21 protein-coding genes are annotated in these 24,405 nt (G+C 67.9%); 15 read left to right on the top strand and 6 right to left on the bottom strand.

Annotated features, from left to right (window positions below):
- Nucleotides 1-2: 2 nt before the first annotated feature.
- Together ASE48_RS23810 and ASE48_RS23815 are read right to left on the bottom strand one after the other, a co-directional pair.
- Nucleotides 3-815, bottom strand: coding sequence for an enoyl-CoA hydratase/isomerase family protein (locus tag ASE48_RS23810; RefSeq protein ID WP_057169621.1), 813 nt, complete (start codon nucleotides 813-815; stop codon nucleotides 3-5).
- Nucleotides 816-847: 32 nt separating this feature from the next.
- Nucleotides 848-1,699: a ribokinase gene (locus ASE48_RS23815; protein WP_200962245.1), complete on the bottom strand. Its 852-nt coding sequence runs from the start codon at nucleotides 1,697-1,699 to the stop codon at nucleotides 848-850.
- Between the two features lie 166 nt (nucleotides 1,700-1,865).
- On the opposite strand from ASE48_RS23815, the gene ASE48_RS23820 reads away from it, so the two are divergent.
- From ASE48_RS23820 to ASE48_RS23855, 8 genes are all read left to right on the top strand, one after another.
- Nucleotides 1,866-3,113, top strand: coding sequence for a glutamate-5-semialdehyde dehydrogenase (locus ASE48_RS23820; protein WP_057169622.1), 1,248 nt, complete (start codon nucleotides 1,866-1,868; stop codon nucleotides 3,111-3,113).
- Nucleotides 3,114-3,136: 23 nt separating this feature from the next.
- Nucleotides 3,137-4,021, top strand: a complete 885-nt coding sequence (locus ASE48_RS23825) for an AAA family ATPase (protein ID WP_057169623.1) — start codon at nucleotides 3,137-3,139, stop codon at nucleotides 4,019-4,021.
- The gene (locus ASE48_RS23830) at nucleotides 4,021-5,466 is read left to right on the top strand and encodes a vWA domain-containing protein (protein WP_057169624.1); all 1,446 of its coding nucleotides are present in this window, start codon (nucleotides 4,021-4,023) and stop codon (nucleotides 5,464-5,466) included. The genes ASE48_RS23825 and ASE48_RS23830 overlap by 1 nt, the downstream gene beginning before the upstream one ends.
- A 68-nt stretch (nucleotides 5,467-5,534) precedes the next feature.
- Complete coding sequence (gene nadD, locus ASE48_RS23835) at nucleotides 5,535-6,179, top strand: nicotinate-nucleotide adenylyltransferase (protein WP_268766334.1); 645 nt, start codon at nucleotides 5,535-5,537, stop codon at nucleotides 6,177-6,179.
- Nucleotides 6,176-6,562 (top strand): ribosome silencing factor, encoded by a 387-nt coding sequence (rsfS, locus tag ASE48_RS23840; RefSeq protein ID WP_057169626.1) that lies wholly within the window; start codon nucleotides 6,176-6,178, stop codon nucleotides 6,560-6,562. The genes nadD and rsfS overlap by 4 nt, the downstream gene beginning before the upstream one ends.
- Entirely contained in the window at nucleotides 6,559-7,215 is a 657-nt protein-coding gene (gpgP, locus tag ASE48_RS23845; RefSeq protein WP_057169627.1) for a glucosyl-3-phosphoglycerate phosphatase, read from the top strand. Before rsfS ends, gpgP begins: the two co-directional genes overlap by 4 nt.
- A complete protein-coding gene (octT, locus tag ASE48_RS23850) occupies nucleotides 7,205-7,954 on the top strand; it encodes a diglucosylglycerate octanoyltransferase (protein WP_057169628.1) in 750 nt (249 codons plus the stop codon). Before gpgP ends, octT begins: the two co-directional genes overlap by 11 nt.
- Nucleotides 7,951-8,790 carry a DegV family protein gene (locus ASE48_RS23855; protein ID WP_057169629.1) on the top strand — a complete coding sequence of 280 codons (840 nt, stop codon included), beginning with the start codon at nucleotides 7,951-7,953 and terminating at the stop codon, nucleotides 8,788-8,790. The genes octT and ASE48_RS23855 overlap by 4 nt, the downstream gene beginning before the upstream one ends.
- On the opposite strand, the gene ASE48_RS23860 is transcribed toward ASE48_RS23855, so the two are convergent.
- Nucleotides 8,787-9,833 (bottom strand): NAD(P)H-dependent amine dehydrogenase family protein, encoded by a 1,047-nt coding sequence (locus ASE48_RS23860; protein WP_057169630.1) that lies wholly within the window; start codon nucleotides 9,831-9,833, stop codon nucleotides 8,787-8,789. The genes ASE48_RS23855 and ASE48_RS23860 overlap by 4 nt on opposite strands.
- A gap of 61 nt (nucleotides 9,834-9,894) precedes the next feature.
- Here ASE48_RS23860 and ASE48_RS23865 point away from each other — a divergent pair, with 61 nt between their 5' ends.
- Nucleotides 9,895-10,296, top strand: coding sequence for a DUF6841 family protein (locus ASE48_RS23865; RefSeq protein WP_057169631.1), 402 nt, complete (start codon nucleotides 9,895-9,897; stop codon nucleotides 10,294-10,296).
- Here ASE48_RS23865 and ASE48_RS23870 read toward each other — a convergent pair.
- The gene (locus ASE48_RS23870; RefSeq protein ID WP_057169632.1) at nucleotides 10,293-14,816 is read right to left on the bottom strand and encodes an EAL domain-containing protein; all 4,524 of its coding nucleotides are present in this window, start codon (nucleotides 14,814-14,816) and stop codon (nucleotides 10,293-10,295) included. The genes ASE48_RS23865 and ASE48_RS23870 overlap by 4 nt on opposite strands.
- Before the next feature lie 324 nt (nucleotides 14,817-15,140).
- Between ASE48_RS23870 and ASE48_RS23875 the strand changes: the two genes are divergently transcribed.
- The 3 genes from ASE48_RS23875 to holA are packed head-to-tail and all read left to right on the top strand — an operon-like array spanning nucleotide 15,141 to nucleotide 18,436.
- The gene (locus ASE48_RS23875; protein WP_057169633.1) at nucleotides 15,141-15,953 is read left to right on the top strand and encodes a ComEA family DNA-binding protein; all 813 of its coding nucleotides are present in this window, start codon (nucleotides 15,141-15,143) and stop codon (nucleotides 15,951-15,953) included.
- Nucleotides 15,950-17,464 (top strand): ComEC/Rec2 family competence protein, encoded by a 1,515-nt coding sequence (locus tag ASE48_RS23880; RefSeq protein WP_057169634.1) that lies wholly within the window; start codon nucleotides 15,950-15,952, stop codon nucleotides 17,462-17,464. Before ASE48_RS23875 ends, ASE48_RS23880 begins: the two co-directional genes overlap by 4 nt.
- Before the next feature lie 30 nt (nucleotides 17,465-17,494).
- Nucleotides 17,495-18,436: a DNA polymerase III subunit delta gene (gene holA / locus ASE48_RS23885; protein WP_162264271.1), complete on the top strand. Its 942-nt coding sequence runs from the start codon at nucleotides 17,495-17,497 to the stop codon at nucleotides 18,434-18,436.
- Nucleotides 18,437-18,499: 63 nt separating this feature from the next.
- Here holA and rpsT read toward each other — a convergent pair whose 3' ends face one another.
- Nucleotides 18,500-18,760, bottom strand: coding sequence for a 30S ribosomal protein S20 (gene rpsT, locus ASE48_RS23890; protein WP_057169636.1), 261 nt, complete (start codon nucleotides 18,758-18,760; stop codon nucleotides 18,500-18,502).
- A gap of 281 nt (nucleotides 18,761-19,041) precedes the next feature.
- On the opposite strand from rpsT, the gene ASE48_RS23895 reads away from it, so the two are divergent.
- From ASE48_RS23895 to ASE48_RS23905, 3 genes are read left to right on the top strand one after another with little or no spacing between them, the layout of a single operon-like run.
- Complete coding sequence (locus ASE48_RS23895) at nucleotides 19,042-20,652, top strand: circularly permuted type 2 ATP-grasp protein (protein ID WP_442928760.1); 1,611 nt, start codon at nucleotides 19,042-19,044, stop codon at nucleotides 20,650-20,652.
- Entirely contained in the window at nucleotides 20,652-21,629 is a 978-nt protein-coding gene (locus ASE48_RS23900; RefSeq protein ID WP_057169638.1) for an alpha-E domain-containing protein, read from the top strand. The genes ASE48_RS23895 and ASE48_RS23900 overlap by 1 nt, the downstream gene beginning before the upstream one ends.
- The gene (locus tag ASE48_RS23905) at nucleotides 21,629-22,468 is read left to right on the top strand and encodes a transglutaminase family protein (RefSeq protein WP_057169639.1); all 840 of its coding nucleotides are present in this window, start codon (nucleotides 21,629-21,631) and stop codon (nucleotides 22,466-22,468) included. Before ASE48_RS23900 ends, ASE48_RS23905 begins: the two co-directional genes overlap by 1 nt.
- A 184-nt stretch (nucleotides 22,469-22,652) precedes the next feature.
- Here the strand turns inward: ASE48_RS23905 and ASE48_RS23910 are convergent, their stop codons facing one another.
- Nucleotides 22,653-24,176, bottom strand: coding sequence for a transposase (locus ASE48_RS23910; RefSeq protein ID WP_235571442.1), 1,524 nt, complete (start codon nucleotides 24,174-24,176; stop codon nucleotides 22,653-22,655).
- Nucleotides 24,177-24,405: the final 229 nt, after the last annotated feature.

Raw genomic sequence — 24,405 nt, forward strand, 5'->3', positions numbered from 1 at the left:
TCCTACAACCGGCCGTCGACACGAAGGTCGGGGTGCACCCAGTCGGGGGAGCGGCGCTCCTTGAAGGCCACGAAACCTTGGCGTGCCTCGGGTCCGCTGTAGCTGGCCTTCATGCCGATGCGGTCGAACAGACCCAGGTAGTTGTCCAGGCTGGACTTGATCACCGAACGGGCCGCCGGGGCGGTCCGGCAGACCTGTGCCAGCACCTCTTTGGCCTCGGCGAGCAGATCGTCATGGGCCACCACCCTGGTCACCAGACCCCACTCGAGGGCCTCGGCGGCGGTCAGGACGCGGCCGGTGAACATCAGGTCGCGGGTGCGCACCGGGCCGATGAGCCGGGCCAGCATCTGGCTGTAGTAGGTGTCGGCGATCCCGCGGAACAGTTCGGGTACCCGGAAGGTCGCGCGGTCGCTGACCACCGCCATATCGCTGCACAGCGCGATCTGCATGCCGCCGCCCTGGGCCAGGCCGTTGACCGCCGATACCACCGGCTTGACCGATTGGCGCAGCGTCTCGAACGGCGTCACATCCATCGACAGCGCCGAGCCCCACGTCATCCAGTCATCGGAACCGTCACCGCCTCCCAGATCGCCGCCGGGGGCGAAGACGTCGCCGGTTCCGGTGATCAACAGGCCGGCCAGGTCGGGATCGGTCTCGACATGACTGATCGCGTACCGGATGCCGAAGTACATCGCAGGCGTCATCGCGTTGCGCGCCTCGGGCCGGTCCAGGCGCACCACCCCGAACGGGCCCTGCCGCTCGAATTTCAGGAACGGGGTACCGAGCCAGTCGCCCTCGGGCGGTCGCGGTGTCATGGCAGCCGACTATAACGGCAACTGTTGGTGATTCAGTTCAGTGCATCCTCGATTGCCTCGTCATCGGGCGCGCAATCACCGGCCCCCGGGACCAGCGTCGCGAGCGCGCCCGCGGCGCACGCGCGGCGCAACGCGTGCGCGGGGTCGGCGGCCCAGCCCGCGGCCAGCACACCGGCGAAGACATCCCCGGCGCCGGTGGTGTCCACTGCCTCGACGGCCGGGGCGGCGACCCGGGCCTCCCCGTCGGCGCTGCGGTGCACGGCTCCTCGTGCACCGAGCGTGGTGACCAGGTGGGGCACCGGCCAGTCCCAGCGCTGCGCCTCGTCCTCGTTGACGATCACGACGTCGGTGACCTCGGCCAGCTGCGCCAGCGCGGCCGGGTCGGCGCCCACCGGGGAGGCGTTGAGCAGCACCGCCGCGCCGGCGCCCCGGGCGACCCGGGCCGCGGCGAGCGCGGTGCCGATGGGAATCTCCAACTGCATGAGCAGCACCTCGCAGCCGGCGACCAGATCGCGCAGACGCGGCGAGCTCAGACTGAGATGTCCGTTGGCACCCGGCGCCACCACGATCACGTTCTCGGCGTGCGCATCCACCACGATGCTCGCCGTCCCGCTGGGCACCGGCAGTGCGATGACACCGCCGACGTCGACCCTGTTGGCTTCGAGATGGGCACGCAGCGCCGCACCGGTGTCGTCCTCGCCGACCGCGGCCACCAGCACTACATCGGCGCCGGCGCGGGACGCGGCGACGGCCTGGTTGCCGCCCTTGCCGCCGGGGGACCGGGCCATCGAGGAGGCCAGCACCGTCGCGCCGGGCGCAGGCAGTGCCTGCACGGCGAAAACGAAGTCCATGTTCACGCTGCCCACCACACACACCCGCGCCACGCGCTCACCGTAGTCACCATCGGCGTCCCATGGGCGAGATCGAACTGAGGGTCGTCCAGGCCCGGGATCGAAGAAGAAATCGCAACCCTGTGTTCGATCTCGCCCATGGGGTGACCTCGCGGGACCCCACCGGGCTGGACCCGGGGATGCCCGATACCCTGGCTTAATGAGTGTACAGACACCTGTCACGACCGACCTGCGGCAGCAGGTCCACGATGCTGCGGCGGCCGCCCGGATCGCGGCTCGCGCGCTGGTCACCCTGAGCACCGTCGCCAAGAATCGCGCGCTGCATGCCGCCGCCGACGCCGTGCTGTCCCACGCGCACGACATCCTGGCCGCCAACGCCGAGGACCTGGATGCCGCGCGTGCCGCGGGCACCGCCGAATCGATGCTGGATCGCCTCGCCCTGAACCCGCAACGCATCGACGGGATCGCCGCCGGGCTGCGCCAGGTGGCCGGCCTGCCCGATCCGGTGGGTGAGGTGCTGCGCGGCAGCACCTTGCCCAACGGCCTGCAGCTACGCCAGCAGCGGGTGCCCCTCGGCGTGGTCGGCATCGTCTACGAGGGCCGCCCCAATGTCACCGTCGACGCCTTCGGGCTCACCCTGAAATCCGGCAACGCGGTGCTGCTGCGCGGGAGCTCGTCGGCGGCACGCTCGAACGCGGCGCTGGTGTGGGCGCTGCGCGAGGCCCTGGTCGCCGAGGGGCTGCCCGCCGACGCGGTGCAGCTGCTGCCCAGCGCGGACCGGTCCAGTGTCACCCATCTGATCCAGGCCCGCGGACTCGTCGATGTCGTGATCCCGCGCGGCGGCGCCGGATTGATCGCCGCGGTGGTCCGCGACGCCACCGTGCCCACCATCGAAACCGGCGTCGGCAACTGTCACGTCTTCGTGCACGCCGCGGCCGATCTCGATGTGGCCGAACGCATCCTGCTGAACGCCAAGACCCGGCGGCCCAGCGTCTGCAATGCCGCCGAGACCCTGCTGGTGGACAGGTCCGCCGCCGACACCGCGCTGCCCCGGCTGCTCAACGCGCTGCAGGACGCCGGGGTCACCGCGCACCTCGACCCCACCGACGAGGAGCTGCGCGCGGAATTCCTGTCCATGGACATCGCGGTGCAACTCGTCGACGGCGTCGACGGCGCCATCGAGCACATCAACGAATACGGCACCGGCCACACCGAGGCCATCGTCACCACGGAACTTGCTGCCGCGCAACGATTCACCGAGCAGGTCGATGCGGCCGCGGTGATGGTGAACGCGTCGACCGCCTTCACCGACGGTGAGCAGTTCGGCTTCGGCGCCGAGATCGGCATCTCCACCCAGAAACTGCACGCCCGGGGGCCGATGGGGCTTCCCGAACTGACCTCCACCAAATGGATCGTGTGGGGCGACGGCCAGACCCGCCCCGCCTGAACACCGCTGCGAAAAGAGAACATGTGAGCCTCCCTGCCCGCCCGGCCCCGCTGTTCGCCGATATCGACGATGTCGCCAAGCGGCTCGCCGAAACCGGCTACCTACCCGACAAGGCCACCGCCACTGCCGTTTTCCTGGCCGACCGGCTCGGTAAGCCGCTGCTGGTGGAAGGTCCCGCCGGCGTCGGAAAGACCGAACTGGCCCGCGCCGTCGCGCAGACCACCGGATCGGAACTGGTTCGCCTGCAGTGCTATGAGGGCGTGGACGAGGCACGTGCCCTCTACGAGTGGAACCACGCCAAACAGATCCTGCGGATCCAGGCCGGAACCGCGGGCACCGGCGACTGGGACCAGACCAAGACCGACGTGTTCAGCGAGGAGTTCCTGCTGAGCCGTCCGCTGCTGACCGCGATCCGGCGCACCGAGCCGACCGTGCTGCTCATCGACGAGACCGACAAGGCCGATATCGAGATCGAGGGCCTGCTGTTGGAGGTGCTCTCCGATTTCGCGGTCACCGTGCCCGAACTCGGCACCATCAAGGCCGAACGCACCCCGTTCGTGCTGCTGACCTCCAATGCCACCCGCGAGTTGTCCGAGGCGCTCAAACGGCGTTGCCTGTTCCTGCACATCGACTTCCCCGACCCCGATCTGGAACGGCGCATCCTGCTGTCCCGGGTGCCCGAGCTGCCTGAGCGCATCGCCTCGGAGCTGGTGCGGATCATCGGTGTGCTGCGCGGCATGCAGCTCAAGAAGGTGCCATCGGTGGCCGAGACGATCGACTGGGGCCGCACGGTGCTGGCACTGGGCATGGACACCATCGACGACGAACTGATCGCGGCGACGCTCGGAGTGGTCCTCAAGCACCAGTCCGATCAGGTCAAGGCGGCCGGCGAGCTCAGGCTGAACTGATGGTCTCCCGCCGGACCCGCCCGCCGCAGCCGCTGGCCCCCAACGGAATCCCCGGACACCTGGTGGAGTTCGTGGAGGCGTTGCGCGGTGTGGGCATCGCGGTGGGTCCATCGGAGACGGTGGACGCCGGCCGGGTGATGACCGTGCTCGGGCTGGGCGACCGGGAGGCCCTGCGCGAAGGCCTGGCGTGCGCGGTGCTGCGCCGCGCCGACCATCGCGACACCTACGACGCCATGTTCGACCTGTGGTGGCCGGCCGCGTACGGCGCGCGGACCGTGATCGACGAGGAACCCGATCCCGAGGCCGGCCCGGAGGGGATGCCGCCCGAGGACATCGAGGCGATGCGCGCGGCACTGATCGACATGCTGGGCTCCGACAGCGATCTGGAGAACCTCGACGACCGGTTGGCCGCCATGATCGCCCGGATCGTGGAGGCCTACGGCCGGTACAACTCCAGCCGCGGCCCCTCGTACTCGTCGTATCAGGCACTCAAGGCGATGGCGCTGGACGAGCTGGAGGGACGCCTGCTGGCCGGGTTGCTCGCGCCCTACGGCGAGGAACCGACTCCGACCCAGGAGGAGATCGCCAAAGCGATGGCCGCGCAGCGTGTTTCGCAGCTGCGCCGGATGGTGGAGGCCGAGACCAAGCGGCGCACCGCCGAACAGCTGGGCCGCGACCACGTGCAGATGTACGGTGTGCCGCAGCTCGCCGAGAACGTGGAGTTCCTGCGCGCCTCCGGTGAACAGCTGCGCCAGATGCGCAAGACCGTTCAGCCGCTGGCCCGCACGCTGGCCACCCGGCTGGCCGCCAAGCGGCGGCGGTCCGCGCACGGCCAGATCGATCTGCGCAAGACGCTGCGCAAGTCGATGTCGACCGGCGGCGTACCCATCGAAGTCGTCCTCAAGAAGCCACACCCGGCCCGGCCGGAACTCGTGGTGCTCTGTGACGTCTCGGGCTCGGTGGCCGGTTTCAGCCACTTCACGCTGATGCTGGTGTCGGCACTGCGCCAGCAGTTCTCTCGGGTACGGGTGTTCGCCTTCATCGACACCACCGACGAGGTGACCCACATGTTCGGGCCGGACGCCGACCTGGCCGTCGCCGTGCAGCGCATCACCCGCGAGGCCGGCGTCTACACCCGCGACGGGCACTCCGACTACGGGCACGCGTTCGTGTCGTTCGCGCAGAACTTCCCCAACGTGCTGTCGCCGCGTTCCTCGCTGCTCATCCTCGGTGACGCCCGCAACAACTACCGCAACCCCGAGACCGAGCTGCTGACCCGGATGGTGAACGCCAGCAGGCACGCACACTGGCTGAACCCCGAACCCAGGCACCTGTGGGGCAGCGGCGACTCCGCCGTCCCGCGCTACACCGACCTGATCCCGATGCACGAATGCCGGTCGGCCAAGCAGCTTGCCGCGGTGATCGACGCCCTGCTGCCGGTCTGACCCGTCGGCACGTTCGAGCGGCCCCGAACCCTGCCGTAAGCTGGCTCTTCGTGGCAGCACGGCGCAGGTTGGGTGTGATGGGTGGGACGTTCGATCCCGTGCATCACGGACATCTCGTGGCTGCCAGTGAAGTGGCCGATCAGTTCGAGCTCGACGAGGTCGTCTTCGTGCCGACCGGGCAGCCCTGGCAGAAGCGCGAACGCCACGTCACCGCCGCCGAGGACCGCTACCTGATGACGGTCATCGCCACCGCGGCCAACCCGCGGTTCTCGGTGAGCCGGGTCGACATCGAACGCGGCGGCGCCACCTACACCAAGGACACCCTGCGCGATCTCGCCGCCCAGAATCCCGACACCGACCTCTACTTCATCACCGGCGCGGACGCGCTGGCCTCGATCCTGTCCTGGCAGAACTGGGAGGAACTGTTCTCCCTGGCCCGTTTCGTCGGGGTGAGCAGGCCCGGCTACGAACTCGACGGCGAGCACATCGCCGAGGCCATGAAGGAACTGCCCGAAAACGCCCTCACCCTGGTGGAGGTACCCGCATTGGCGATCTCGTCGAGTGACTGCCGGCTGCGTGCCCAGCAGTCCCGGCCCATCTGGTACCTGGTGCCCGACGGTGTCGTGCAGTACGTGTCCAAACGCAACCTCTACCCCGCATCGGCGGGCAGGGGCGCAGCGACCGGGGACAACGAACAGGAGACACCTTCATGACCGCCACCCAGGAAGCCATCGAGATGGCCACCGTCGCTGCCCGCGCCGCCGCGGACAAGCTCGGCAACGACGTCCTCGTCATCGACGTATCCGAGCAGTTGGTCATCACCGACTGCTTCGTGATCGCCTCGGCGTCCAACGAACGTCAGGTCAACGCGATCGTCGACGAGATCGAGGACAAGATGCGCGCCGCCGGGCACAAGCCCGCGCGCCGCGAGGGCACCCGGGAAGGGCGCTGGACCCTGCTCGACTACGTGGACATCGTGGTGCACGTCCAGCACACCGACGAGCGCGAGTTCTATGCGCTGGAGCGGTTGTGGCGGGACTGCCCGGTCGTGCCGGTGGATCTCGAAGCCGGTGACGCGCCGCAGGACGGCGAGTGAGCGTGCGCCGGCTGGTGCTGTTGCGCCACGGCCAGACCGAGTGGAACGCCGGCAGCCGGATGCAGGGCCAGCTCGACACCGATCTGACCGACCTGGGGCGCGAGCAGGCCAATGCGGCGGCCGAGGTGCTGGCCAAGCGCCAGCCCCTGGTCATCGTGTCCTCGGATCTGCGTCGTGCCCTGGACACCGCCACCGCACTCGGCGAGCGATCCGGCGTCGAGGTGTCCGTCGATGAACGCCTGCGCGAAACCCATCTGGGCGACTGGCAGGGCCTGACCCACCTCGATGTCGACGCGGTGGCGCCGGGTGCCCGGCTGGCCTGGCGCGATGACGCCCGGTGGGCCCCGCACGGCGGTGAGAGCCGGGTCGACGTCGCGCAGCGCAGCGTCCCGCTGGTCACTGAAATTCTTGCCGCGCAGCCGGGCTGGGGTGCAGACGAGCCCGACCGCCCGGTGGTGCTGGTGGCGCACGGCGGACTGATCGCCGCGCTGACGGCCGCACTACTGGATCTGCCGGTGGACAACTGGCCGGTGCTGGGCGGTATGGGCAATGCCAGTTGGGCGCAGCTGTCCGGCCACGATGTGGGCGACACCATCAAGTGGCGCCTGGACGTGTGGAACGCCTCGGCGCAGGTGGCCAACGATGTCCTCTGACAGCCCCCGCCGGAATACACTGCTGGTCTTTTGCGATTCGCTGTCCTACTACGGCCCGACCGGCGGACTGCCCGCCGACGATCCCAGGATCTGGCCGAATATCGTTGCCGAGCAACTCGGTTGGGATGTCGAACTGATCGGCCGGATCGGGTGGACCTGCCGCGACGTGTGGTGGGCGGCCACCCAGGACCCGCGTTCCTGGGCGGCTCTGCCGCGCGCCGGAGCGGTGATCTTCGCGACCTGCGGCATGGATTCGCTGCCCTCGCCGCTGCCCACCGCGGTGCGCGAACTGATCCGTTACGTCCGGCCGCCGTTCCTGCGCCGGTGGGCCCGCGACGGTTACGGCTGGCTCCAGCCGCGACTGTCCCCGGTGGCGCGACCGGCGCTGCCCCCGCACCTCAGCGTGGAGTACCTGGAAATGACCAGGGCCGCCTTGGATTTCAACCGACCCGGGTTGCCCGTGGTCGCCACCATTCCCTCGGTGCACATCGCCGAGACCTACGGCAATTCGCACCGGTGGCGTGAGCCCATCGTCAAGGCCATCACCGGCTGGGCCGACGAGCATCAGGTGCCCGTGGTGGATCTGAAGGCCGCCGTCGGTGCGGAAGTGATGAGCGGGCGGGGCAACCCCGACGGCATCCACTGGAACTTCGAAGCGCACGCCGCGGTGGCCGACCTGATGCTCAAGGGTCTCGCCGAAGCCGGTGCGTACCAACCGGACACCTCCGACCGGTCATGACCGTCCAGGTGGTGACGGATTCGTCGTCACGGCTCAGTCTGGACGAACTCAAGCAGTGGTCGATCCGCCAGGTGCCGCTGCATGTCCTCGTCGACGACCTCGACCTGCGCGACGGCATCGACGACATTCCCAACGACGTGTTCGACCGCAGCCAGGTGACGACCTCGGGGGCCTCACCGGCAGACCTGGCGCAGGCCTACCGGGAGGCATTGGCCGACAGCGACGGTGACGGTGTGGTCGCGGTACATCTGTCGGCGGCACTGTCCAGCACGTTCAGTTCCGCCGCGGCGGCCGCCAGGGAATTCGGTTCGGCTGTGCGCGTGGTGAACACCCGGTCGGCGGCCATGGGGGTCGGGTCCGTCGCACTGGCCGCGGCGCGCGCGGCCGCGGCCGGTGCCGAACTCGACGCCGTCGAAGCCACGGCCCGCGCCGCCGTCCCACGGGGGCACGTGTTCATCGTCGTGCACCGCCTGGACAACCTGCGCCGCAGCGGGCGCATCGGCACCGCGGCCTCCTGGCTGGCCACCGCGTTGTCGGTCAAGCCGCTGCTGCACCTGGACGTCGACGGCCGGCTGGTGCTGGCGCAGCGGGTACGCACCGTGTCCAAAGCGCATGCCGCCATGGTGGATTCGATCGCCGAGGTGGTGGGGGAGCGCTCCGCCTCGATCACCGTGCACCACGTGGACAACCACGATGGCGCCGCCGAGCTGGGTGCGGCGCTGACCGCGCGGCTACCGCAACTGGAGTCGCTGACGGTGCGCGATATGGGTGCGGTGCTGGCCGTCCACGTGGGTGCCGGCGCCGTCGGTGCGTGCGTCAGCCTCGCCGAGACCTAGCCGGCGAAGCGACCGGTCACCGGCGGCAGATCCTTGAGGGTGGCGATGCCCGGGGCGGCGGCGACCACCGCGGGCACCGCGTTGGTGACCGGCATGGCGGTGTAGATCATGCCCAGGCCCATGAATCCCGGTTCGGTCCAGTCCTTCGGCGGCAGGCAGTGCAATACGGTGCGCATATTCGGTAGGCCGAACACCTGGATGACGTGGCCGTGCTCAAGCGGTTTGGGCGGCGTGACATGGTCACCCATCGTCCAGTTGAACCCCACGCTGACGACATTGCGGTCGCCGACCCAGCCGCGGTGATAGCCGAGCACGCTGGCGACGGTGCCCTTCGGGATCGTCATGAAACCGAGGTCGGAGTCGCCGGTCGCGGCGGTGAAGGTGACGTCGAAGGTCATCCGGTCCAACCTCGCGCCGATCGCGTCGGCCATCATTGCTGCGGATTCGGCGAACACCTCACTTTCCCGGCGCACGCTCTCGGCCAGCCCCGGGGTGTCCGGGTCCTGCGAGAATCCCATGGCGGTCTGGGTTTCCGCGGATTCGTAGGTCGAGCAGTCCACCGACTCGGTGATCCTGATCTCATCGACCCGCTCGCACGAGCCCGACAACACCATGCCGACCATGTTGGTCATGCCCGGGTGTGCGCCGCTGCCGAAAATGGTCGAATTACCGGCCGCGCAGGCCTTTCTGATGCGATCCAGATCCTCGGGCGTCTGCTTGCCGCCGGTGATCCAGGCCGCACTCGAGCAGACGTTGACGCCGGCCTCGAGCAGCGCGACGAGTTCGTCGACGCTGGGCCACAGCGGGTTGTAGCAACAGGCATCCGGCTTGAGGGCGATCAGCGCGTCGATGTCGTTGGTGGCCTTGACGCCGGTCGGGGTCGGCCAGCCGGCGAGTTCGGCGGCATCGACTCCGACCTTGTCTGCCCCGTGGGCGTAGACGCCGACGAGTTCCATGTCGTCGCGACCGATGATGGCGTGCAGCGAGCGGGTGCCGATGTTTCCGGTGGTCCACTGGATGACGCGGAGGGGAGTCTCACTCATGGCGTGAACACTATTCCGACAGTGTTCACCGCGGTCCGGAAAAGGGTGAAATGATCGTGGGATGGCTCTGGATACCGGTTCGGTGCAACGCTGGTTCGACGACTACCTCGCGGTGTTCGCGGCGGCCGTGCGTGGCGAACGCTCGATCTCGGCGCTGCTGGACTGCTACGCCGTCCCACTGACCCTCACCACCGATGAGGGCGCGATCAGCCTGGCCACCAGCGACCAGCTCGCCGCCGTGATCCAGGGCCAGGTCGACGGGTTACGTGCCCAGCGTTATCACCACACCACGCTGTCCAATGCCGAGGTGACGGTGCTCAACGGTACGTCGGCGCTGTACCGGGGAGCGTTCGTGCGCCACGACGCCGACGGTGCCGAGCTGGGCCGGGTCGCGGTGACCTACCTGCTGATCGACGGCCCGGAGGCCGCACAGATCGCGGTGCTCGCTTCGCACGGCGACTAGGTCGGTCGAGACTCGATCCAGTCGATCAACGCTGCCAGCGGCATCGGCGCGGCCAGAAAATAACCCTGTGCCAGCTCGGCGCCGAGTTCTTTGGCGTAGGTCCACATGTGCTCGTCGGCGATACCTTCAATGACGACCCTCGCCTCCATAGCATGAGCGAGTTGCACTGAGGCCGTAAGGATTTTGGCGGCTCGGCCGCCGACCTCGACGGCTCGCTGGATCATGGACTGATCCACCTTGATGATGTCCGGCTGAAGACGATCGAGGGTTTCCAGATTGGAATAACCGGTTCCGAAGTCGTCGACACTGATGGTCGCGCCAAGGCGGCGGAGCACCGAAAGGGTGTGGATCGCCCGCCCCTCGGGAGCCAGCAGCACCGATTCGGTAACCTCGGCGATGACGCGTTCGAACCCGCCCGCGGGATTCCAGGTCAGCAGCCGTTCGGCGGTGTCGCGCTCCTCGAGTTCGACACCCGAGAGGTTTACCGCCATCAGGGGTTGGCTCTCGCCGAGGCGATGGTGCAGACGGGTGATGTCCGCATCGAGCAGTTTGAGTACGATTCGGCCGATAGCGCGCAGTTGGCCGGTATCCAGCGCGTGCGTGATAAAGGTATCGGCGGTGGCCAGTTCACTACCTCGGCGCCATCGCAACAGTGCTTCGACATGGGCGAGCTGGCCGGTTTCCACGTCGATCACCGGCTGGTAGTGCAATTCGAAGTCACCGGCGCGCACCGCCCCTGCCAGCTCGCGGCGTAACTCGGCGCGCTCGTCGGCACGGTCGTTCATGTCCTGGGTGAAATAGGCATGCCGGTCACCGCCCTGGCTCTTGGCCGCGTACATGGCGGTATCCGCATTGTCCAGAAGTTCCTCAGCGGTACGACCGTCCTGCGCGTGCACGGCGATGCCCACCGATGCCGACACATAGGCCAGCACACCGTCGATGGCCACGGGTTCCCGCACGGCAGTGGAGATCCGGTGGACGAGTGACTCGATGCTGTTCACATCATCGACGTGGGTGATGAGCATGGCGAACTCGTCGCCGCCGAGTCGCCCGATGACGTCGTGGCGACGTGCAGCGCGCTGCAGCCGGCCGGCGATTGTTGCCAGCACCGCGTCTCCGCTGCGGTGACCGAAGCGGTCGTTGATCGCCTTGAATCCGTCCAGGTCGATCCAGAGCACGGCAAAGCCCGACGTGCCCGAAGATGCCAATTCGTCGGTACGCGAACGGAAGTACGTTCGAGTCAAGAGCCCGGTCTGCTGATCGAACTGTTCGCGCGCGGCGAGGTCGGCACTCACCTGGCGCAATCTGGTCGCGTCGTGCAGCAGGGCAACCCGCGCGGGCACAGTGTCCGGGTCCGCGGCGTCGGAGGTGATCACAGCGACCGTCTCGATGCTCACCGCCCGGTACGTGCCCTCCGGGCCGAGGATCCGTCGCGCATCGAGGGCCAGGCCGGTCGTGGACGGTGCGAGCAGCGATGCGGCCGGGTCGTGTTCGAGGAGCACGTTCAGTGGGGTTCCGATCATCGCCTCGGGTGAGTACCCGATGATCGCGCCGACCGATCCACTGGCCTGCAGGACGCGATCGTCGGCGTCGAGCACGAGCACGCCGACGGTCTCGGTGCTCAACAATGCTTCCAGGACGGCGGTTCGACCGGCGGCAGCCGACTGCAGACGATGCCGGTCGGTGACGTCGAGCGCACTTCCGGTGATCGACGGGACGCCGTGGACCGCGCTGTCGGTGTGGATCGCAGACTCATCGATCCAGCGAATGGTGCCATCGGGCCGGATGATTCGGTATTCGAGTTGCCAGCGGCGGTCGGTGCTCGCCATGGCTGCAGCCACTCGGTCTCGATCAGCGGGATGTATTGCGGCAGTCAGCAGTCCAGGGTCCGCCAGCACGCGTTCCCGAGCCAGTCCGTAGATGTCTTCCACCCTTTTGGTGACATAGATCAGCGCGCCGGAATCATCGCGCTGCCAGACGAGTTCGCGTACGGATTCGGCGACCGTCTCGAGGTTCGCCAGCGCGTGTTCCCGTTCGCGTTGGGCCTGCGCGATGTCGCTGACGTCGATGACCACCACCAGTGCACCGAGCACCTCGCCCGACGAGCCCGTATAGGGTTGCAGTTGCAGCAGGAAATCGCGGGTCTCGTCGTTCAGCTCGATGAGTCGTGATGCCCTGGTGGCCATGGTTTCACGTAGGTCCATCGCCAGGCTGGGCACCGCGATCGTGGTGGGCACAGAGGGCAGTGGGCGGCCGATATCCTCCTGAATCAGGGAGAACACCCGCACCGCCAAAGGGCTGTACCGCACGATTCGCAGCTCGTGGTCCACCATGACCAGCCCGCTGGTCATCGAGGCCTGGATGTTCTCCAGATCGGTGTTGGCGCTGCTGAGTTCGGCGCCGCGTGCCTCCAGTTGCTGGTTGAGGGTGGTGAGTTCCTCGTTCGCCGTCTCGAGTTCCTCATTGGTGGCTTGCGCCTCCTCGGAGGTGGCTTGCAATTCTTCGGAACTGGCCTGTAGTTCCTCGTTCAGCGCTTGTAGTTCTTCGTTGGAGTGGCTCAGATCGTCGATGGTGGCCTGCAGCGCATCATGAGCGGCTTCGAGCGCCGCACTGAGCGGTGAGGAGTCCGGGTCGATGACCACCGGTGGTTCGGACGTCTGGAGTGCCGCCGCGCGGAAGCTGATCACCGCGCCGATCCCGTCGGCGAGCACCGGGATGAGGCTGACCTCGACGGAGCCGTCAGCACCCGTCGAGACCCGGCGTAAGGCCGCGGTGCCGGCACCCTGCCGGATCTGGCTGAGCATGGTGCGCACCGCCAACCGGTAGGGCTCACGCAACATCTCGGTGACATGACCCGAGTGACGCCCTTCGCCCAGTGCGCACCAATCGGATACGTCGCCGATCACCTCGATGAGCGTGTCGTCGTCGTCGAGCACCAACGACGGTGCCGCCAAGGTGCGCAACAGCCTGCGGTACATGGCGGGGTTGTAGGCGTGGCGCGGCAAGGCGACTGCAGCGTTCGGTGCGGGCAGCGCCGTTTGATAGCGCCCGTGGGGGAGAGGTGCCGGTGTCGCGGATTCCAGGCGTCGGTAGATGCGGTGACCGTCGCCCGTAGCGGAGAACAGCGAATCCACTTGCGGTACTTGTTCGGATTTGCCGAGGATGAGCAACCCGTCGGGCAACAGGGCGAACTGGCACAGTCGCAGCACCCGGTCCTGAAGGTGCGGCTGAAAGTAGATCATGGTGTTACGCAACGAGATCAGGTGCAGCCGTGGGAATGGTGGGTCGTATGCGACGTTGTGCGTGGCGATCACGACGCATTCCCGCAGAATCGGCGACACCTCCCACTCGCCGTCGACCGAGCGCATCCAACGGTCGCGCAGTGGTGCTGGTACCGCTGCGACCGATTCTTCCGAATAACGCGCTCGCCGCGTCGCCGTGAGACCACGTTCGTCCAGGTCGGTGGCGAAGATCTTGAGTCGCCGGGGAAGATCGCCGGGGCCGGCGTCCAGTGCGTCGGCGGCGAGCATGGCAACCGTGTAGGCCTCCTCGCCGCTGGCACACCCGGGCACCCACATCCTCAGTTGGGTGTTCGGTGGGAGCTCGCCGACAGCTTCGCGGAGCAGGACCGACAGCGCTTCCCATACCGGCGCATCGCGGAAGAAGGCCGTCACACCGACCAGGATGCCGCGACTCAACATCGCCGCCTCGGCGGGGTCCGAGGCGAGGCCGAGGACGTAGTCGGCAGGTGTCTGGTCGGCGATCCGCTGGCGCCGCTCGATCTGCCGGCGCACGGTGGTCCTCTTGTAACCGGAGTAGTCGATGCCGGTCGCCGAATGCAACGCCACGATCGCCGCTTCGACCGCGGAATCGTCGAGTGCCACCCCGGTGGACCGCTCCGGCTGCACCTCTCCGGCAGAGGACGGGTGAACGGTGAGGATGTTCGCCAGCGCCGCCGGGATGTCGTGCGGTGGCAACTGCAGGTCTGTCGACCCGGTGGCATACGCGGCACCGGGCATCGAGCCGAACGCTGCGCTGGCCTGATCCTGGATGATGACGACGCCCCCGGCAGCCGTGACCGCCTCCACCCCGGCCGCGCCGTCCTCACCCGTGCCGGACAGCACCACGGCCACGGCTTCTTCGCCGAGGGCAAGCGCGGCCGAGATGAACAACCGGTCGATGCTCGGCCATGGACGGCGATCTTCGTCGGGCGCGACGAGGTTCACGGTGATGGCGTTCGATGCGGTCGCGCTGACCGTGATGTCGGTCCTGGGTGGAGTCACGAACACCATGTCCGGTCCGAGCGCAAGTCCGTCAGTGGCTTCCACGACCCGCAGCGAGGTGGACCGGGTGAGCAGGGACGCCAGGGCACTGGTGTCGTCCGGCGCCAGATGCTGCGCGATGACGAAGCACCATCCCAGCCCCGGATGCGCGGCTCCGAGCAACTGCTTCAGGGCGTCGAGGCCACCTGCGGAACTTCCCACCACGATGACCCGCGAAGCATGGTCATCGTCGGGCATAGGCGAGCCTCTCCCGCAATTTGACGGTGTTGATCATTTTCAATGTAACAGCCGTTTCGACGCCCAGACGCACGAATTCGCGCGTGCAGAAGCGTACGCGGCGGCGTTGCGGCGAGGCGCGCCACGCCGGCGGCTCCCGGTCCCTGATCCGTGTCGTGCCGGGATGTGCACGCCTGGCCTCAGTTAATGGTCTGCGCCTCATTCGTTGTTCGAATCGGAGGCAAATCGGTGCCGCTCATTCACAATGCCGGATTCATCCACAGCCTGACCCGTGACGGCCGGCGACGAGCTCGGTAGGTCGGTCCAGATGCCTACCGTCGGCTCATGGATACCGAATCGCCTGCACAGCGTCTGACGCGGCGCATCGGCACCGACCGCGACGCGGCAACCGAAGTGCCGGAGGAAGAATCGGACACCGCCCTGGCCAGGTGGCTGCCCGACGGTGACAGTCGCTCCGCGCGGGACTGGCTCGGTGCGTTGCGGGCCGATCCGGGTCGCGCCGGTGTGATCGCGTTGCTGGGCGTCGGGATCATCGCCGTGCTGGTGACGGTGTTCACGGTGATGCGCGATTCTCCGCCGCCGGTCTCCTCGGCCAATCTTCCTGCCGTGCAGATGGTTTCCTCGGCGAGCGCCACCCCCGGACCGCCGGCGCCACCGGATGGGCCGGTGGTGGTCAGCGTCGTCGGTCTGGTCAACACGCCGGGACTGGTGACGCTGACGCCGGGGGACCGGATAGCCGACGCGCTGGAGGCCGCCGGTGGCTCGGTGGACGGCGCGGATCTGGTCGGGCTGAATCTGGCGCGCCGCGTGGTCGACGGCGAACAGATCATTGTCGGGTTGGCCGCCCCGGCAGGATCGCCGTCACCGATGGGCAGTTCGGTGAGTTCGGCGACTCCGGCCGAGCAAGCCGCCCCGGCGGCACCGGCCGCAACCGCTGTGCCCGGGGGACCTGTCGATCTGAACACCGCGACCCCCGCGGATCTCGACGCGCTGCCCGGGGTCGGCCCGGTCACCGCCGCGGCGATCATCGCGTGGCGCGAGGCCAACGGGAAGTTCACCAGCGTCGACCAACTCAGCGAGGTGGACGGCATCGGTCCGGCGCGCCTGGACAAGCTGCGTGACCTGGTCGATGTGTGAACCCCGAAGAACGCCAGGTGGATATCCGGCTGGTCCCCGCCGCGGTGACCAGCTGGACGGTGACCGCCGCCGGAATCCTCTTCTCACCCTCGGTCATCGTGGCGATCGTGGTCAGCACCATCGCGGCGACGGCGCTGGCCGGACGGTGGTGCGCCCGGCGCGGGATCCGGCTGGGGGTGGCCGGGGTGGCCGCGGTCGCGGTGATCGGCACGGCGTTCGGCCTGTCGATCGCGATGCGTGCCCACGACGTGCGGCAGCACCCGATTGCCGCACGCCACGGCCACACCGCCACCGTCGGTGTGGTCCCCACGGAGTCACCGCGCTCATTGGGGCAGGGCCGCATCATGTTTCGGGCCGGGTTACGCGAGCTCGACGGCAGCCCGCTGAGCGGGATGGTGCTCGTCTTCGCGCCGGTGACGGATTTCGCCGCACTGACCGTGGGCCGCCCGGCCACCTTCCGGGCCCGCATCGGTCGTCCACTGCGGCGCGATCTCAGCGTCGCGGTGCTCACCGCGATCGGTGAGCCGACGCTCGGAGCCGTACCGAGGGTGCGCCGGCTGTCCGGGCACATCCGCTCGGAATTCGCCGAAACGGCCCGCCGGGTGCTGCCCGCCGATCAGGCCGCGATGCTGCCCGCCCTGGTGCTCGGCGACATGTCGGCGGTCACGGCGACGACGGTCGACGACTTCAAGGTCGCGGGCCTGACCCATCTGACCGCCGTGTCGGGCGCCAACGTCACCATCGTGTGCGGCACCGCCCTGCTGTCGGCCGCGGTGATCGGCCCCCGGCTCGCCGCGCTGCTGGCATTGGTGGTGCTGATCGGGTTCGTCGTCGTGGTCGAACCGTCGGCGAGCGTGCTGCGCGCGGCCGTCATGGGCGGCATCGCGCTGCTGGCGGTGCTGACCCACCGCCGGCGGCAGGCCATCCCGGTGCTCTCGGCCAGCGTCATCGCGCTGATGTCGGTGGCCCCGCAGTTGGCCGTCGACGCCGGCTTCGCGTTGTCGGTGGTGGCGACCGCAGCCCTGGTGGTGGTCGCCCCGATGTGGTCGGCCCGGCTGATCGAGCGCGGGTGGCCCACACCACTGGCGGCGGCGGTGAGCATCGCACTGGCCGCTCAGCTGGTCACCGCCCCGCTGATCGCCGGGATCTCGGGTCGGTTCAGCGTGCTCGCGGTGCTGGCCAATCTGGTCGTGGCCGCCGTGGTCCCGCCGATCACGGTGATCGGCACCGCCGCGGCAGCACTGTCGGCGTTCTCGCCGACGGGTGCGGGCCTGCTGATCCGGTTCACCGGGCCGGAGCTGTGGTGGTTGCTGACGGTGGCGCACCGCATCGCCGCGGTGCCGGGGGCGTCGGTCACCGTTCCGTCCGGCGCCGCCGGCATGGCATTGGTCACCACGGTGAGCATCGTGGCGATCCTGAGCTGGCGCCGGCGGTGGGGCCGGATGCTGAGTGCCGGCGCGGCGTGTTGTCTGCTGGCCTGGACCCTCTCCGGTGTTGTCGCCGCGGCGTGAAACGATCCTTGGGTGACCGACACCGCGGAATTGCACCTCGTCCTCGGCGATGAGGAACTGCTCGTCGAGCGTGCGGTGGCCGGCGTGCTGAAAACAGCCCGGAAGAAGGCCGGCACGGTCGATGTCCCGGTGGACCGGTTGCGCGCCGGTGAGGTCAGCACCAGCGAGCTCGCCGAGCTGCTGAGCCCGTCGCTGTTCGCCGATGAGCGGGTGGTCGTGCTGGAATCCGCCGGTGAGGCGGGCAAGGAGGCGGCGTCGCTGATCGTCAGCTCGGCAGCAGACCTGCCGCCGGGCACCCAGCTGGTCGTGGTGCACTCCGGCGGCGGACGCGCCAAGGCGATGGCCGACCAGCTCAAAAAGCTTGGTGCTCAGGTGCATCCGTGCGCGAAGATCGCCAAGCCCGCCGAACGCGCCGATTTCGTGCGCCGCGAGTTCCGGTCGCTGAAGGTGAAGGTCGACGATGACACCGTCTCGGCGATCCTCGATGCGGTCGGTTCGGACATCCGGGAGCTGGCGGCGGTGTGCTCACAGCTCGTCGCCGACACCGACGGCACGGTGGACGCCGCAGCGGTGCGCCAGTACCACCAGGGCAAGGCCGAGGTGAAAGGTTTTGACATCGCCGACAAGGCCGTCCTCGGTGACGTGTCCGGGGCGGCGGAGGCGCTGCGGTGGGCGATGCTCAGCGGAGAACCCCACGTGGTGCTCGCCGATGCGCTGGCCGAGGCGGTGCACACCATCGCCAGGGTGGGCCCGATGCGGGGTGACCCGTACCAGTTGGCCGGGGAACTGGGCATGCCGCCGTGGCGGGTGCAGAAGGCGCAGAAGCAGTCGCGGCGTTGGTCGCCCGACCGGGTGGCCGAGGCACTGCGGGTGGTCGCGTCGTTGAACGCCGACGTCAAGGGCGCGGCGGCCGACGCGGATTACGCGCTGGAGGCCGCGGTGCGCAAGGTCGCCGAACTCGCTACCGACTGAGCCCGGACACGCAAAAACCCGCGCGTGACGGCGGAGCGTCGACGCGCGGGTGTGCGGAAGAGATCAGAGCTGGTTGACGGCCAGCGCCAGCGCGGACTTCTTGTTCGCGGCCTGGTTCTTGTGGATGACGCCCGAGCTGGCAGCCTTGTCCAGCTTGCGGTTGGTCGCGACCAGCAGTTCGCCGGCCTTGTCCTTCTCACCGGCGTCGATGGCCTCGCGCAGCCCGCGCACAGCCGTACGCAGCGACGACCGGACGGACTGGTTGCGCAGTCGACGGCGCTCGTTGGTCTTGATGCGCTTTTCCTGCGACTTGATGTTGGCCACGCGTGTAGTTCCTTCGTAAAACGTCGGTTGGATACGTAAGTCTTTGGCCCGGCAACGGGCAGCGGTTGTCCAGGTTACCAGCGGGGGTGCCAATCCCCCAAAGCGGAGCGAGTGGCCTGCCGAAATGGCGGACTTACGGCAGCATGGCACCGGTGAGTCTACGAACCCTGCCGAACGAATCAGCCCGTACGTCACGTCCCGGTTCGCGCGCGGTCAAACGCCAGGCCGGCATTTTCGACGGCTATGAGAATCTGGGCAGATACTCGGCGGCCTTCGACGAGATGTTCGACGCCGAAGGCAACGTCCGCGGACCCTACAAGGGGATTTTCGCTGAACTCTCGCCGTCGGACGCTTCCGAGCTGGCCGCCCGCTCCGAAGCCCTCGGCCGCGCCTTCATCGACCAGGGCATCACCTTCTCGCTGTCCGGCCAGGAACGCCCGTTCCCGCTCGACCTGGTGCCGCGCGTCATCTCCGCGGCCGAGTGGTCACGCCTGGAGAAGGGCATCGCGCAGCGGGTCAAAGCGCTCGAGCTCTACCTCGACGACATCTACGGCGAACAGGAGATTCTGCGCGACGGGGTGATTCCGCGCCGGCTCATCACCTCCTGCGAGCACTTCCACCGCGAGGCCGTCGGCATCGTGCCGCCCAACGGCGTGCGTATCCACGTCGCGGGTATCGATCTGGTCCGCGACGCCCAAGGCACCTTCCGGGTGCTCGAGGACAACCTGCGCAGCCCGTCGGGGGTGTCCTACGTGATGGAGAACCGCCGCACCATGGCGCGAGTGTTCCCGAACCTGTTTGCCTCCCACCGGGTGCGGGCGGTGGGCGATTACTCCTCGCATCTGCTGCGCGCGCTGCGCAAGGCGGCGGCCACCAACGAGGCCGACCCGACCGTCGTCGTGCTGACCCCCGGCGTCTACAACTCGGCCTACTTCGAGCATTCGCTGCTGGCCCGCCAGATGGGCGTCGAACTCGTCGAGGGCCGAGACCTGTTCTGCCGCGACAACACCGTCTACATGCGCACCACCGAGGGGGAGCGGCAGGTCGACGTCATCTACCGCCGCATCGACGACGAGTACCTGGATCCGATGCAGTTCAAGCCGGATTCGGTGCTCGGGGTGGCCGGGGTCCTGAACGCCGCCCGGGCCGGCAATGTGGTGATCTCCAGTGCGGTCGGCAACGGCGTCGGGGACGACAAGCTGGTCTACACCTACGTGCCGACCATCATCGAGTACTACCTCGGCGAGAAGCCGTCGCTACTCAACGTCGACACCTTCCGGTGCTGGCTCGACGACGAGCGCGAGGAAGTGCTCGACCGGGTCGACGAACTGGTGATCAAACCCGTCGAGGGTTCCGGCGGCTACGGCATCGTGTTCGGCCCCGACGCCTCCGAGAAGGAACTCGCGGCGATCACCAAGAAGGTCCGCGCCGACCCGCGCGGTTGGATCGCGCAGCCCGTCGTCCAATTGTCCACCGTCCCCACCCAGATCGACGACACGCTGGCACCCCGGCACGTGGACCTCCGGCCGTTCGCGGTCAACGACGGCGATGACGTCTGGGTGCTCCCGGGCGGATTGACCCGGGTGGCGCTGCCGGAAGGTTCATTGGTGGTGAACTCCAGCCAGGGCGGCGGCTCCAAGGACACCTGGGTGCTGGCCTCGCGGACCTCGGCCGCCGATCGCGAGCTGGCGGCCGCCGAGGTGGTGCGGGCGCTGCCGGATGGCCCCAAGACCGGTAAGCCGTCGGTGGCCGAAAAGGTCTCCCGCAACGGCAAAGCCGGCCGGGAGGTTAAGGGCGAACAGACCCAGCAGCAGCAGACCCGCGACTTCCGGGGCTCGTCCGGCCAGAACGAACAACAACAGCAGCAGCAACAACAGGTGGTGGTCGACTGATGCTGGCACGTAACGCGGAATCGTTGTACTGGATCGGCCGCTATGTGGAGCGCGCCGACGACACCGCACGCATCCTCGACGTCGTGGTGCACCAGCTGCTGGAAGATTCCAGCGTGGACCCCGACCAGACTTCACGGGTGCTGCTGCAGGTGCTCGACATCGAACCACCCGACCAACAGCTGGACGTGTGGTCGCTGACCGACCTCGTCGCTTTCGGCAAGGACACGAAGGGCGGCTGCTCGATCGTCGAGTCGATCACGGCTGCCCGCGAAAATGCCCGTGGGGCACGCGAAGTCACTTCCACCGAGATGTGGGAGTGCCTCAACACCACCTACAACGCGCTCGCCGAGCGGGAACGGGCGGCTCGCCGGCTCGGTCCGCACGAGTTCCTGGCCTACGTGGAGGGCCGGGCCGCGATGTTCGCCGGGCTGGCCGATTCGACGCTCTCGCGCGATGACGGCTACCGCTTCATGGTGCTGGGCCGGGCCATCGAACGCGTGGACATGACGGTGCGCATGCTGTTGTCGCGGGTCGGTGACAGCGGTTCCTCGCCGGCCTGGGTCACGGTGCTGCGTTCGGCGGGCGCCCACGACACCTACCTGCGCACCTACCGAGGTGTCCTGGACGCCAGCAGGGTGGTCGAGTTCATGTTGCTGGACCGGCTTTTCCCGCGATCGATCTACTACTCGCTGCGGTTGGCCGAGCACAGCCTCGACGAACTGCTGCACCGCAGGCACAACCGGGTCGGATTGACCGCCGAAGCGCAGCGGTTGCTCGGACGGGCCCGCAGCGAGCTGGAGTTCCTGCCGCCCGGCGCGCTGCTGGAATCCCTGGAAGATCAACTGGCAGCCTTGCAGCAGACATGTGTCGAAGTGGGAGACGCATTGGCACTGCAGTACTTTCACTCGGCACCATGGGTCGCGTGGACCGATGCCGGCCGTGCGGGTGGCACCGTCATCGAAGAGGGGGAGATCTGATGTGGCGTATGCGGGTGGTCCACGCAACGGGCTATGCGTACAAGTCGCCGGTCACCGCGTCGTTCAACGAGGCTCGGCTGACCCCGCGGTCGGACTCGCGCCAGAACGTGATCCTCAACCGGGTGGAGACCGTGCCCGCCACCCGGCAGTACCGGTACGTGGACTACTGGGGCACCGCCGTCACGACCTTCGACCTGCACGCGCCGCACGTCGAGCTGGAGGTCACCGCCTCCTCGGTGGTCGAGACCGAAAAGCCCGATGCCCCAGAGATATCGGTGAGCTGGGCGGACCTGGAATCCGCGGCGGTGATCGACCGTTTCGACGAGCTGCTCACCCCCACGCTCTACACCCCGGCCAGCAAGCGCATCGAGCGGGTGGGCCGGCGTATCGCCAAGTACCACGAACCGCAGGAGGCCGTCATCGAGGCCGCGCGCTGGGTGCACGGCGAGCTCAAGTATGTCGCCGGTACCACCGGGGTGCACTCATCCGGGCTGGACGCGCTGCGTGAAGGCAAGGGCGTCTGCCAGGACTTCGCGCATCTGACGCTGATCCTGTTGCGCGGGATGGGTATTCCGGCCCGCTACGTCTCGGGGTATCTGCACCCCAAGCGCACCGCGAAGGTGGGCGACACCATCGAGGGTCAGAGCCACGCCTGGATCCAGGCCTGGACGGGGGACTGGTGGCATTACGACCCCACCAACGACAAGGCCATCAACGAGCAGTACATCAGCGTCGGCGTGGGGCGCGACTACGCCGATGTGACGCCGCTGAAGGGCATCTACTCCGGCGAGGGCTCCACCGATCTGGACGTCGTCGTGGAGATCACCCGGCTGGCTTGACGCGATTTGAGGAGTTTTTGTCGGAATGAGTGGCTGTTGCGAATTGGTTGGGCGGTTTCTTGGTGCTGGCCGTCTGTGGCTGCTGACTCGGGGCTATCCGGTGGCGTGGTGGAGCCTGGAGTGGCTGTTGCGAATTGGTTGGGCGGTTTCTTGGTGCTGGCCGTCTGTGGCTGCTGACTCGGGGCTATCCGGTGGCGTGGTGGAGCCTGGTCAGGTTGAGTGCTGCGGCGGCCAGGTGCAGTTCGGCGGTGACCGCGTTCAGGCCGCGGCGGGCGTAGCAGCGCAATCCGATGCGGTCTTTGAGGTGGCCGATGACGGGTTCGACGGTGGCGCCGCGGCGTTTGTAGCGCTGCATCTGGTCGGGGTTTCGTAGTCGGTGGCGCATCGCGTCGGTCGGTGAGGCATCCACTGGAGGCGGACCGGGGGTGGGGCGCTCGATCGCGTCGCGGTGAATCTCGCGGCCCTTGCCAGCGGAGATGAGCCGGTCGGGTCCGGTGCTGGTGAGATTGTCTTCGGTGAAGTAGCCGTTGTCGGCCAACACGAGCCCGATTGTCTTGCCCAACGCGTCCATGCGGATGGTGGCTTCAGCCAAAGATGGTGTCCAGCAATGCATATCGTTGGCATCCTGAGACACGTGAACCGCGATGATGACGTGGTCGTCAGAGCAGACGATCTGGCTGTTGTAGGCCTGCACTGATCCACCGCCGCGGCCCTGGCGCATCAGCCGTGCGTGGGGGTCGGTCAGGTTGACCAGCGGCCCGTCAGCGGGACCGTGACGGGCCTGTTCGTAATCGCGTCGCCGCGCCGCGGTGCCGCGCTCGTCGATACCCCCGGCCGCCTGCTGCTGGTGGGCCTTGGCCAACGCCGCCTCGGCGTTACGGATCTGGCGACGGATCTCGCTGCGTTGCCGGGCGTGCCAGGTTCCCCGCACCCCGATCAGCGGGGCGAGCCGGGCCTGGTCACGGGCCAGTCGGGCCGCCCAGATCTGCACGGGGTCGGTGCCCGCTGGTGGGGACCCCTTCATCGTCTGGCCGGCTTGCAACCGTGCCAGATACTGCTGTTGGCGTTCGGTATCAGCGGCATCCTCGGCGCTGTGGCGGGCGTCCTGTTCGGCGATCTCTGCCAACGCTTTCTTGATCGCCGCCGCTCGCCCCGCCCGGTTCTTCAACTCAGGGGGCACCGCCGGTGGTCCGCCGGCGGCGGTTTCGGCGGCGTCCTCAGCGGCATCGACCTTGGCGGCATCAGCCACCGCGGACTGCGCCAGGCGCTGGGCCTGTTCACGCACCCACTTCTGAGAACGGTTGGCCGACATCGAAGCATTGGCTGCGATCTTGGTGCCATCGATGGCGATCGAGGCGACATCAACCATCCCTGCCCGATCGCAGAGCCGCAGCACCTGCGCGAACACCCCGACGAAAGCATCGTCATGATCAGCACGAAACCGAGCAATTGTGCAATGGTCTGGGGCGTCCTGGGCGCACAAGACCCGGTAGGGGACATGATCGGCGCACAACTGCTCGATGCGTCGCGAAGACCGCACCCCGGTGGCGTAGGCGTAGATCAACAAAGCCAACAACATGTCGGGGTCATACCCAGCCCGCCCGACCCCACCAGTGCGTCGACGCCGGTGAAATGCCGAGGTGTCCAACTGCTCGACCGCGTCCAGAACAAACCAGACCAGATGACCCTCGGCCAGCCAATCAGCCATATTCGGCGCCAACAAGAACTGTTGATCACGATCCACCGGGCGATAACCCCTAGCCATCACCCCATTCTCGAGGACACCAACCGCCAAGTCACCCCGACACACTCACCAATTCGCAACAGCCACTGANACGATCCACCGGGCGATAACCCCTAGCCATCACCCCATTCTCGAGGACACCAACCGCCAAGTCACCCCGACACACTCACCAATTCGCAACAGCCACTGAGTC

The sequence above is a fragment of the Mycobacterium sp. Root265 genome, from assembly GCF_001428895.1.
Classification (GTDB): Bacteria; Actinomycetota; Actinomycetes; order Mycobacteriales; family Mycobacteriaceae; genus Mycobacterium.